Genomic DNA, 9,968 nt, shown 5'->3' with positions numbered 1-9,968 from the left:
TATAGTGGGTGCCGGCGGCGGGCGGGGGGCGGGCCGGGGTGCCACCCCCCCCCCCGCGGCCGTCCCGTCGCGAGGAGGGGGCTCAGACCCGCATGGGCTGCGGCGACTCCCGGCGTCCGGCGTCCGGGCCCGGGTACTCGCGGATGATCTCGTACCGCGTGTTCCGCTCCACCGGCCGGAAGCCCGCGTCCCGGATGAGTTCGAGCAGGTCGTCACGGGTGAGCTTGTTCGGTGTGCCGTAGTTGTCCGCGTCGTGCGTGATCTTGTACTCGACGACCGAGCCGTCCATGTCGTCCGCGCCGTGCTGCAGCGCCAGCTGCGCGGTCTGGACGCCGTGCATGACCCAGAAGACCTTGACGTGCGGCACGTTGTCGAAGAGGAGGCGCGAGACCGCGAAGGTCTTCAGCGCCTCGGCGCCGGTCGCCATGGTCGTGCGCGCCTGGAGCTTGTTGCGGATCTTGCCGTCCCGCATGTCCACGAAGTCGTGCTGGTAGCGCAGCGGGATGAAGACCTGGAAACCGCCGGTCTCGTCCTGGAGCTCCCGCAGCCGCAGCACATGGTCGACGCGGTGCCGGGGCTCCTCGATGTGCCCGTACAGCATCGTCGAGGGGGTCTTGAGCCCCTTCTCGTGCGCCAGGCGGTGGATGCGGGACCAGTCCTCCCAGTGCGTCCGGTGGTCCACGATGTGCTGGCGGACCTCCCAGTCGAAGATCTCCGCGCCACCGCCGGTCAGGGACTCCAGGCCGGCCTCGATCAGCTCGTCGAGGATGTCCGAGGCGGACATGCCCGAGATCGTCTCGAAGTGGTGGATCTCGGTGGCCGTGAACGCCTTCAGCGAGACGTTCGGCAGCGCCTTCTTCAGCTCGGAGAGCGAGCGCGGGTAGTACCGCCAGGGCAGGTTGGGGTGGAGCCCGTTGACGATGTGCAGCTCGGTGAGGTTCTCCCCCTCCATCGCCTTGGCGAGGCGGACGGCCTCCTCGATGCGCATCGTGTACGCGTCCTTCTCGCCCGGCTTGCGCTGGAACGAGCAGTACGCGCAGGAGGCGGTGCACACGTTGGTCATGTTGAGGTGACGGTTGACGTTGAAGTGGACGACGTCACCGTTCTTGCGGGTCCGGACCTCGTGGGCGAGGCCGCCGAGCCAGGCCAGGTCGTCGGACTCGTAGAGGGCGATGCCGTCCTCACGGCTCAGCCGCTCACCGGCGAGCACCTTCTGCTCCAGCTCGCGCTTGAGTCCCGCGTCCATGTACGGCCGCCTCCCATGTTTCCGTCGATCAGGCCCCACCACCGTACTCTCAACCCTCTTCCGGCAGATCTCCGACCCGGTTCTCCCACTTGGTGGAGAGCACGATGGTGGTACGGGTCCGGGAGACGCCCTTGGTGCCGGACAGCCGGCGGATCGTCTTCTCCAGGCCGTCGACGTCGTTCGCCCGCACCTTGAGCATGAACGAGTCGTCGCCCGCGATGAACCAGCAGTCCTCGATCTCGGCGAGGTCCTTCAGTCGACGGGCCACGTCCTCGTGGTCGGCCGCGTCGGAGAGGGAGATGCCGATGAGGGCGGTGACGCCGAGGCCCAGCGAGGCGGCGTCGACGGTGGCGCGGTAGCCGGTGATCACGCCGGCCGCCTCGAGACGGTTGATGCGGTCGGTGACGGAGGGGCCGGAGAGCCCGACGAGCCGGCCGAGTTCGGCGTACGAAGCCCTGCCGTTCTCGCGCAGAGCCTGGATGAGCTGCCTGTCCACGGCGTCCATAGGTATGAAGCCTTCCATTGTCCAGCGATACCGCGAGTTTAGGTATAGAATCTAAGGTACACAGGGGGCGACACCCTGTGAATCTTTCAACAGATCAAAGACGATCTTTCAGGAGTGGTGTTCACCGTGTACACGATCGAGATGGCCTACGCCCGTATGCGCGAGCTGCAGGAGATGGCCAACCGCTCGCGTGCCCACCAGCCGGCCCAGCCGAAGCGTCGCGCCGAGAAGCGCGCGGCGAAGAAGCGCTAGTCCCCCCGAGAGCTGCCACCACCGAGCTCTCCCTCCCAGCGGCGGTACAGCCGGTGCGGCACCCCCGCCGCGTCGAGCACCCGCCCGGCGACGAAGTCCACCAGATCCTGGATGTGCGTCGCCCCCGCGTAGAACGCCGGAGAGGCGGGCAGCACCACGGCGCCCGCCTCGTCCAGCGCCACCAGCGCCTTGAGCGTCTGACCGCTCAGCGGGGTCTCCCGCACCGCGACCACCAGCGGCCGCCGCTCCTTGAGCGTCACACTCGCCGCCCGCTGCAGCAGGTCCTTCGAAAGTCCCAGCGCCACACCCGCCACCGAGGCGGTCGACGCGGGCACGATCATCATCCCCTTCGCCGGGTACGACCCCGAGGACGGCCCGGCGGCCAGGTCCCCGGCCGCCCAGTACCGCACGCCGCTCACATCCGGCGCGAACGTGTCCGGCTTCCCGTCGGCGCCCCGCGCCAGCCAGGTCGCCAGGTCCTCGCGCCAGTGCGCGTCCCGAAAGGCGATCCCGGTCTCGTCGAGCAACGTCAGCCGCGACGCCCGCGACACGACCAGATCGACGCTCTCCCCCGCTGCGAGCAGCCCCCTCAGCACGGCGGCGGCGTACGGGGTCCCCGACGCCCCGGACACCCCGACCACCCAGGGACGACGCTGCTGTTCCTCTACCGGCTCCACACGGACGAGCCTATCCGGCCCGCTCCCCGCGGAACTGAGTAAGGTGTCCCGGACGTTTCCGGGGGGAAGCGCACGACCGCAGGGGGGTCGCGATGACCGAACCGCACACCCGCGTCTGGACCTCGGCCGACCGGGGCAAGGCAGCCGCCAAGATGATGCTGGTCTGGGTGGCCGCCCTCTGGGTGCTCGAAGCCGTCGACCACGCCACCGGCCACGCCCTCGACGCGTACGGCATCGTCGCCCGCGACCCGGACGGCCTCGGCGGGATCATCACCGCCCCGTTCCTGCACTTCGGCTTCGACCACGTCGCCTCCAACAGCGTGCCACTGCTGATCTTCGGCTTCGTCGCGGCCCTCGGCGGCATCCGCCGCTTCCTCGCCGTCTGCGCCCTGATCGTCGTCGCCGACGGCCTGGGCGTCTGGCTGCTCTCCCCGACGGACTCCATCACCGCGGGGGCCTCGGGCCTCGTCTTCGGCCTCTTCGGCTATCTCGTGATCCGGGGCTTCGTGGAGCGCAAGCTCCTCGGCATCGCGGTGGGCGTGACGATCGCCGCGATCTGGGGCGGCACCATGCTCCTCAGCGCCCTTCCCACCGACAGCGCGGTCAGCTGGCAGGCCCACCTCGTCGGTCTGGTGGCCGGCGTGGGCGCGGCCTTCCTGTTCCGCCCCGCGGGCCGCCGCCCGGCCCTCACCCCGTGATCCGTCGCTAGACGGTCAGGCCGCGCACCAGCAGGTCGAGCAGCGCGCAGACGAAGAGCGAGATCCCGATGAAGCCGTTCGTCGTGAAGAACGCCCGGTTCAGCCGGGACAGGTCGTGCGGCTTGACGATCGTGTGCTCGTAGCAGAACGCCACCACCACGATCACCAGCCCCACCCAGAAGAACAGCCCCGCCTGCGTCGCCAGCGCGTACCAGACCAGCAGCCCCGTCGTCACGACCGCCGAACCGCGCGCCCCCCACAGCGCCGCCGGGATGCCGAAGCGCGCCGGGACGGACATCACGCCGTGGGCGCGGTCCGCCTGGACGTCCTGGCAGGCGAAGATCAGGTCGAAGCCGCCGATCCACACACCGACGGCGAGCCCCAGGATCACGGCGTGCCAGGACCACTCCCCGGTCACCGCGATCCAGGCCCCGATCGGCCCGATGGCCTGCGCGATCCCCAGGATCGCGTGCGGGAAGTTCGTGAACCGCTTGCCGTACGGATAGACCACCATCGGGACCACCGCGAGCGGCGCGAGCGCCAGGCAGAGCGGGTTCAGCAGCGCGGCCGCACCGAGGAAGACGACGACCGCTATCCCCGCCCCGGTCCACGCCGACCGCACGGACACGGCCCCCGTCACCAGCTCGCGCCCCGCCGTCCGCGGATTACGGGCGTCGATCTCGCGGTCGATGATCCGGTTGCAGGCCATCGCGAAGGTCCGCAGCCCCACCATGCAGACGGTGACGAGCAGCAGCGTGACCCAGTGGACGTTCCGGTCCAGCCGGAACATCGCGGTCAGCGAGGCGATGTACGCGAACGGCAGCGCGAAGACCGAGTGCTCGATCATCACCAGGCGGAGGAACGCCTTCGTCCGCCCGGGTGCGGGGGCGGCGGCAGCGGCGCTGGTCACAGGCCGTACTCCTTCCACCGGCGGTCCACGAGCGCTGCCGTCGCCGGGTCCGACTCCACCATGTCCGGCCAGCCGCCGTCCCGGGTGTAGCCCTCCTCGGGCAGCTTCTTCGTGGCGTCGATGCCCGCCTTGCCGCCCCAGAACTGCTGGTACGAGGCGTGGTCGAGGTGGTCCACCGGCCCCTCGACGACGGTGAGGTCACGGGCGTAGTCCGTGTTGCCGAGCGCCCGCCAGGACACCTCGTGCAGATCGTGCACGTCGCAGTCCTTGTCCACCACGATGATCAGCTTCGTCAGCGACATCATGTGCGCGCCCCAGATGGCGTGCATGACCTTCTGCGCGTGCTTCGGGTACTTCTTGTCGATCGAGACGATCGCGCAGTTGTGGAAGCCGCCCGACTCAGGCAGGTGGTAGTCCACGATGTCCGGCACGATGATCTTCAGCAGGGGCAGGAAGAAACGCTCCGTCGCCCGCCCCAGCGGCCCGTCCTCCGTCGGCGGCCGCCCCACCACGATCGACTGCAGCAGCGGACGCTTCCGCATCGTCACGCAGTCGATCCTCAGCGCCGGGAACGGCTCCTGCGGCGTGTAGAAGCCGGTGTGGTCGCCGAAGGGGCCCTCCGGCAGCGTCTCGCCCGGCTCCAGCCACCCCTCGATGACCACTTCCGCGTTCGCCGGCACCTGAAGCGGCACCGTCTTGCAGTCGACCATCTCGATCCGCTTGCCCTGCACGAAGCCGGCGAAGAGGTACTCGTCGATGTCACCGGGCAACGGCGCCGTCGACGCGTACGTCACGGCCGGCGGGCAGCCGAAGGCGATCGCGACCGGCAGCCGCTCGCCGCGCGCCGCGGCCACCGCGTAGTGGTTGCGGCTGTCCTTGTGGATCTGCCAGTGCATGCCGATCGTGCGCTTGTCGTGGCGCTGGAGCCGGTAGAGCCCGAGGTTCCGGACCCCCGTCTCCGGGTGCTTGGTGTGCGTCAGACCGAGGTTGAAGAAGGACCCGCCGTCCTTGGGCCAGGTGAACAGCGCCGGAAGCGCGTCCAGGTCGACGTCGTCACCGGTGAGCACGACCTCCTGCACCGGGGCGTTCTCGGACTTCACCTTCTTCGGCGGCACGTGCACCATCGAGCCCAGCTTGCCGAAGGCCTCCCGGACCCCGACGAAGCCGTGCGGCAGCTCCGGCTTGAGCAGGCCGCCGATCTTCTCGCTGATCTCGCCGTACGACTTCAGGCCCAGCGCCTTCAGCAGCCGGCGGTCCGTCCCGAAGACGTTCATCGCGAGCGGCATGGCGGAGCCCTTGACGTTCTCGAAGAGGAGCGCCGGGCCTCCCGCCTTGTTCACCCGGTCGACGATCTCCCCGACCTCCAGGTACGGATCGACTTCGGCCTTGATGCGCTTGAGGTCGCCTTCGCGCTCCAGGGCCCTGAGCAGCGAGCGGAGATCGTCGTAAGCCATAGGGGCCAGTATCCGCCACCCGATAGGCTGGACCTGTCACCGGGGCCGCCGAATCGGGCCTCGCCATTGCATCCAGGGGGCTGTCCCACATGCTCAGGGCACTGATGTACATCCTGCCGCTGGCGCTGACGATCTACGCCTTCATCGACTGCCTCAACACCCCCGAGGACGAGGCCAAGCACCTGCCCAAGGTCGTCTGGGTCATCATCATCCTGCTCTTCTGGATCGTCGGACCGATCGTCTGGTTCGCCGCCGGCAAGATGCGCCGCGCCCCCGCCGGAGGCCGTACGCCCTCCGAATGGCACCGCAACCACCGCAGCGAGTGGGTCGCCCCCGACGACAACCCCGACTTCCTCAAGTCCCTCAAGGACGAGAACGAGAAGGACGAGGCCGTCCTCAAGGACTGGGAGGCGGACCTGCGCCGCCGCGAGGAGGAGCTGAGGAAGCGCGAGCAGGACGGCGACGGCGGCGGCGACAAGGACCGGTGATGGAGCTCAGGCTCCTGGTCACCTTCGAGAAGGTCGCGACCGTCCTCTCCTTCACCCGCGCAGCCACCGAGCTGAAGTACGCGCAGTCCAGCGTCACCGGCCAGGTCCGCTCCCTGGAGTCCTCGCTCGGCGTGGAGCTGTTCGAACGGCTCGGCAGCCGCATCCGGCTCACCGAGGCCGGCGAGCGGCTCCTGCCGTACGCCCGGCGGATCATCGAGCTGTCCGACGAGGCACGGGCCGCGGTCGTGGCCGCCGAGGAGCCGGCCGGGACGATCGCCGTCGGCACGATGGAGTCGCTCACCTCCTACCGGCTGCCGCCGCTCCTGGAGCTGTTCCACCACCGCTACCCGAAGGTGCGGCTGACCCTGCGCCCCACGCTCGGCGACGAGACCCGGCAGGCGCTGCGCCAGGGAACGTACGACATCGGTTTCCTGATGGAGCCCGAGACCGAGCACGCCGGCCTGGAGAGCGAGGTCCTCGCCGCCGAACCCCTGGTGCTCGTGGCCGCGCCCGGGCATCCGCTGGCCGGCCGGGCCGGTCTGGCGAGCGCCGACCTGGCGGCGGCCCAGCTGGTGGGGACCGAGCCGGGCTGCCCGTACCGCGACCTCTTCGAGGGGGAGCTGCGGGAGTGGGCGCCGCCGTTCATGGAGTTCGGCACCATCGAGGCGACCAAGCGGGGCGTGGCGGCCGGTCTGGGGATCGCCCTGCTGCCCCGGGTCACCGTCTCCGAGGAGCTGGCGTCCGGGGCGCTGGTGGCGCTGGACTGGGAGCCGCCGTTCACCCTCTTCACGCAGATCGCGTGGCGACGGGGGAAGCGGCTTCCGGCGCACGTACGGCTGTTCGTAGAGCAGGCGCGGCGCCTCGTACGAGAGTCACCTTGAGGCTTGCGAGCACGATCAGCGGGACGCCGAGCGCCTGGACGAGGCCGATGTGGTGCCCGTACACCGCCCAGTCGGCGAACATGGCGACCGCCGGGTAGGTGAAGGCGAGTACGGCGATCTTGGCGGTGGGCAGCTTCTGGTAGGCCGCGTACATCAGCACATACATGAGCCCGGTGTGGATGAGCCCGAGCCCGACGAGCCATCCCCAGCCCCCACCGAGCCGCGAGGCCGCCCCGAAGTCGGCGAACGGCAGCAGCAGCGGGAGGCCGACCAGCACCTGGACGAGGGCGATCAGATGCGGCCGTACGCCGGTGATCCGCTTGGTGACGATCGTCGACAGCGCGTAGAGCACGGCGGCGGCGAGCGCGAGCCCCAGGCCCTTGAGGGAGGCGGTGTCCCCGGGCCGCATCCCGGAGACGAGGACGAGCCCCACGAAGGCGACGGCGAGCCAGCCGAACTTGGCGGCGGTGATCCGCTCCCGGAACAGCACCGCGCCGAACACCACCAGGAAGAACGGCTGCGTGTGGTAGACGACGGTGGCGAAGGAGATCGAGGTCGCCTCGTACGCCTCGAAGAGGAACACCCAGTTGAAGACGATGAACACACCGCCGAGGGCGGCCAGTCCGAGCTTCTTCGGCGAGAAGCCGTGCCCGGTGAAGTAGCCACGGGCCAGGCTGTACGCCCCGAGGGCGGCGGCCCCGAAGAGGCACCGGAAGAACACCACGTCGAAGGGCGATGCCCCGGACTCGACGACGAAGACGCCGAGGGTGCCGGACAGCACCATGGCGAGGGTCAGTTCGAGGGTCCCTCGGGTCTGCGTTCCGCTCGTCTCGTTTCTCATGCCGACGACGCTACGGAGCGGGGGTGGGGCGGGTCCACGGGCCAGTGGGGGGTCCTGCCGATGGGGGGATCGGCGGAGCCGATGGGCGGCCGGAATACCGCCCGAGTAGGCGGAGTTGGCACCGGGGCACCCCTGCCACCGGAGGAAACATGACCCTCGACGCCGCACCTGGCACGGACCGCTCGTTCCTCTTCGTCCTCGGCAGCTCCCGAGCCGACGGCAACTCCGAGACACTGGCCCGCGCGGCCGCCGCGCACCTGCCCGCCGACATCCCGCAGCGCTGGGTGGATCTGAACCGGCTGCCCCTGGCCGACTTCCAGGACGGACGGCACGAGAGCGCCGAGCGGCAGGCCGAGGAGAACGAGGAGTTGCTGTGGCGGGCCACGGTGGAGGCCACGGACATCGTCATCGTCTCGCCCCTCTACTGGTACAGCCTCTCCGCGCAGACCAAGCGCTACCTCGACTACTGGTCGGGCTGGCTGAACGTGCCCGGCTCCGACTTCAAGGAGCGCATGGCTGGTGGCACGCTGTGGGGAGTCACGGCCATGGCGGACGACGACCACGTCGTCGCGAACGGCCTGGTCACCAGCTTGAGCCATTCGGCGGCCTACTTGCGGATGCGGTTCGGCGGCGTCCTGACCGGAACGGGCTCCCGCCCCGGCCGGGTCCGCGCCGACGAACAGGCGATGGCCCGCGCCAAGACCTTCTTCCAGGGCGAGACCCCGCTCGCCCTCTTCCCCTACGAGACGAAGGCCGGCGCCGCGGCGTGAGGAGCGCCGTCACCGGAACTCCGGCTCGGGCGGGGCCCTAAGAGCTCGTACCAGCAGGGCCACGCTCACCGCGTCGGCGATCTCCGGCGTCACCCACCACGCGTCCCCCTCCCGGTCGCGGTGCGGACCGTCATGCCCCACGGCGAGCACGCAGACCGAGCCCGCGCACACCGGCCGCATGACCTCCACGACGGCGATCACGGGCCGTCGCGCCCCACAGCGGCTCATCGGGTGGCCGTGGCATGGATGTTCCGGTGGTCGACATCCACCCCGACCGTCGCCAGCCACAACGCCCGCCGACGCCTGCGCTGCGCTGCTCGCGCGGCCGCCACGTAGGGGCGCTCCAGGGGTGACCGGGCGCCGTCGAGGAGTGTCGTCTGCTGCTGGGCGTAGGGAGAGCGCCGGGTGGGAGCGCGGTGACGCGGGGCCTGAACGGGCGGGGCCGGGCGGCGGTGGGTGACGGGGCGGGGGCGGTGCCTGCCGGTAGGGGGCAGGGCGAGCATCAGCAGCCCGAGGAGAACGGGATCAGCGCACTGCCGAGTACGCGCGCGATTGCCGAGGAGTACGGAGTCGCCTACCTGACGGTCCGTCGCGCCGCCCGCGTCCTGCGCGAGCGCGGCCTGATCCTGACCGTTCACGGCAAAGGCACCTTCGTCGCCGATCCGCTGCCGACGGACGACGGCCACCAGCAGGTGTGACGGCCCGGGCTCGGCGGGAAAGGCTCCCGCATGGACCAGGACCAGGCACGCCGGTGGCTCGCCACCGCCCTCGCCGAGGCCCGCGCCGGGCTCGCCGAGGGCGGGATCCCCATCGGCGCCGCGCTCTACGCCGCCGACGGGACGCTCCTCGGGCGCGGGCGCAACCGGCGCGTGCAGGACGGGGACCCGTCGGCGCACGCGGAGACGGATGCGTTCCGGGCGGCCGGCCGGCAGCGGTCGTACCGGGGGACGACGATGGTGACGACCCTCTCGCCCTGCTGGTACTGCTCCGGACTCGTACGGCAGTTCGGGATCTCGCGGGTGGTCGTCGGGGAGGCCGCGACCTTCCACGGCGGGCACGACTGGCTGGCCGAGCACGGGGTCGAGGTCCTGGTGCTCGACGATCCGGCGTGCGTCGCGCTCATGCGGGGATTCATCGAGCGGCATCCGGCGCTCTGGAACGAGGACATCGGCGACGACTGACGGCGGCGGCAATCCGACCATCGAACGCGCCGCCGTGAGCGCCCGCGCCGACGCGGGGCCCAGGT

14 protein-coding genes are annotated in these 9,968 nt (G+C 70.4%); 7 read left to right on the top strand and 7 right to left on the bottom strand.

Translation table 11 applies throughout. The annotated features are described in order from the left end of the window. Positions 1-82 precede the first annotated feature (82 nt). Positions 83-1,246, bottom strand: coding sequence for an aminofutalosine synthase MqnE (gene mqnE / locus ABZY12_RS31720; RefSeq protein ID WP_356896445.1), 1,164 nt, complete (start codon positions 1,244-1,246; stop codon positions 83-85). Between the two features lie 49 nt (positions 1,247-1,295). Beyond that, positions 1,296-1,751 carry an Lrp/AsnC family transcriptional regulator gene (locus tag ABZY12_RS31715; protein WP_031013392.1) on the bottom strand — a complete coding sequence of 152 codons (456 nt, stop codon included), beginning with the start codon at positions 1,749-1,751 and terminating at the stop codon, positions 1,296-1,298. Positions 1,752-1,877: 126 nt separating this feature from the next. Between ABZY12_RS31715 and ABZY12_RS31710 the strand changes: the two genes are divergently transcribed. Continuing rightward, positions 1,878-2,003 (top strand): hypothetical protein, encoded by a 126-nt coding sequence (locus ABZY12_RS31710; protein WP_356896451.1) that lies wholly within the window; start codon positions 1,878-1,880, stop codon positions 2,001-2,003. On the opposite strand, the gene ABZY12_RS31705 is transcribed toward ABZY12_RS31710, so the two are convergent. Beyond that, on the bottom strand, positions 2,000-2,680 hold the full coding sequence (locus tag ABZY12_RS31705) for a UbiX family flavin prenyltransferase (protein ID WP_356896443.1): 681 nt from the start codon (positions 2,678-2,680) through the stop codon (positions 2,000-2,002). The two genes, ABZY12_RS31710 and ABZY12_RS31705, sit on opposite strands and share 4 nt — an antisense overlap. Before the next feature lie 92 nt (positions 2,681-2,772). On the opposite strand from ABZY12_RS31705, the gene ABZY12_RS31700 reads away from it, so the two are divergent. After that, the gene (locus tag ABZY12_RS31700) at positions 2,773-3,378 is read left to right on the top strand and encodes a rhomboid family intramembrane serine protease (protein WP_356896441.1); all 606 of its coding nucleotides are present in this window, start codon (positions 2,773-2,775) and stop codon (positions 3,376-3,378) included. Between the two features lie 7 nt (positions 3,379-3,385). Here the strand turns inward: ABZY12_RS31700 and mqnP are convergent, their stop codons facing one another. Then, positions 3,386-4,288 carry a menaquinone biosynthesis prenyltransferase MqnP gene (gene mqnP, locus ABZY12_RS31695; protein ID WP_356896439.1) on the bottom strand — a complete coding sequence of 301 codons (903 nt, stop codon included), beginning with the start codon at positions 4,286-4,288 and terminating at the stop codon, positions 3,386-3,388. Next, positions 4,285-5,742: a menaquinone biosynthesis decarboxylase gene (locus ABZY12_RS31690; RefSeq protein WP_356896437.1), complete on the bottom strand. Its 1,458-nt coding sequence runs from the start codon at positions 5,740-5,742 to the stop codon at positions 4,285-4,287. Before ABZY12_RS31690 ends, mqnP begins: the two co-directional genes overlap by 4 nt. Positions 5,743-5,831: 89 nt before the next feature. Here ABZY12_RS31690 and ABZY12_RS31685 point away from each other — a divergent pair, with 89 nt between their 5' ends. Together ABZY12_RS31685 and ABZY12_RS31680 are read left to right on the top strand one after the other, a co-directional pair. Further along, positions 5,832-6,230 carry a PLD nuclease N-terminal domain-containing protein gene (locus tag ABZY12_RS31685; protein ID WP_356896435.1) on the top strand — a complete coding sequence of 133 codons (399 nt, stop codon included), beginning with the start codon at positions 5,832-5,834 and terminating at the stop codon, positions 6,228-6,230. Beyond that, entirely contained in the window at positions 6,230-7,111 is an 882-nt protein-coding gene (locus tag ABZY12_RS31680; RefSeq protein WP_356896433.1) for a LysR family transcriptional regulator, read from the top strand. The genes ABZY12_RS31685 and ABZY12_RS31680 overlap by 1 nt, the downstream gene beginning before the upstream one ends. On the opposite strand, the gene ABZY12_RS31675 is transcribed toward ABZY12_RS31680, so the two are convergent. Further along, entirely contained in the window at positions 7,017-7,952 is a 936-nt protein-coding gene (locus ABZY12_RS31675) for a DMT family transporter (protein ID WP_356896431.1), read from the bottom strand. The genes ABZY12_RS31680 and ABZY12_RS31675 overlap by 95 nt on opposite strands. Before the next feature lie 149 nt (positions 7,953-8,101). On the opposite strand from ABZY12_RS31675, the gene ABZY12_RS31670 reads away from it, so the two are divergent. Next, positions 8,102-8,722: an NAD(P)H-dependent oxidoreductase gene (locus tag ABZY12_RS31670; protein WP_356896429.1), complete on the top strand. Its 621-nt coding sequence runs from the start codon at positions 8,102-8,104 to the stop codon at positions 8,720-8,722. A 9-nt stretch (positions 8,723-8,731) separates the two neighbouring features. Here ABZY12_RS31670 and ABZY12_RS31665 read toward each other — a convergent pair whose 3' ends face one another. After that, positions 8,732-8,950 (bottom strand): hypothetical protein, encoded by a 219-nt coding sequence (locus ABZY12_RS31665; protein WP_356896427.1) that lies wholly within the window; start codon positions 8,948-8,950, stop codon positions 8,732-8,734. A 245-nt stretch (positions 8,951-9,195) separates the two neighbouring features. Between ABZY12_RS31665 and ABZY12_RS31660 the strand changes: the two genes are divergently transcribed. After that, entirely contained in the window at positions 9,196-9,420 is a 225-nt protein-coding gene (locus ABZY12_RS31660) for a GntR family transcriptional regulator (protein WP_356896425.1), read from the top strand. A 30-nt stretch (positions 9,421-9,450) separates the two neighbouring features. Further along, positions 9,451-9,903, top strand: a complete 453-nt coding sequence (locus ABZY12_RS31655) for a nucleoside deaminase (RefSeq protein ID WP_356896423.1) — start codon at positions 9,451-9,453, stop codon at positions 9,901-9,903. Positions 9,904-9,968: the final 65 nt, after the last annotated feature.

Origin of the sequence: Streptomyces sp. NPDC006551 (assembly GCF_040611675.1) — a bacterium.
GTDB lineage: Bacteria > Actinomycetota > Actinomycetes > Streptomycetales > Streptomycetaceae > Streptomyces.
Note: the sequence above shows the minus strand (reverse complement) of the source record. Positions and strands in the feature narration are given on the sequence as shown.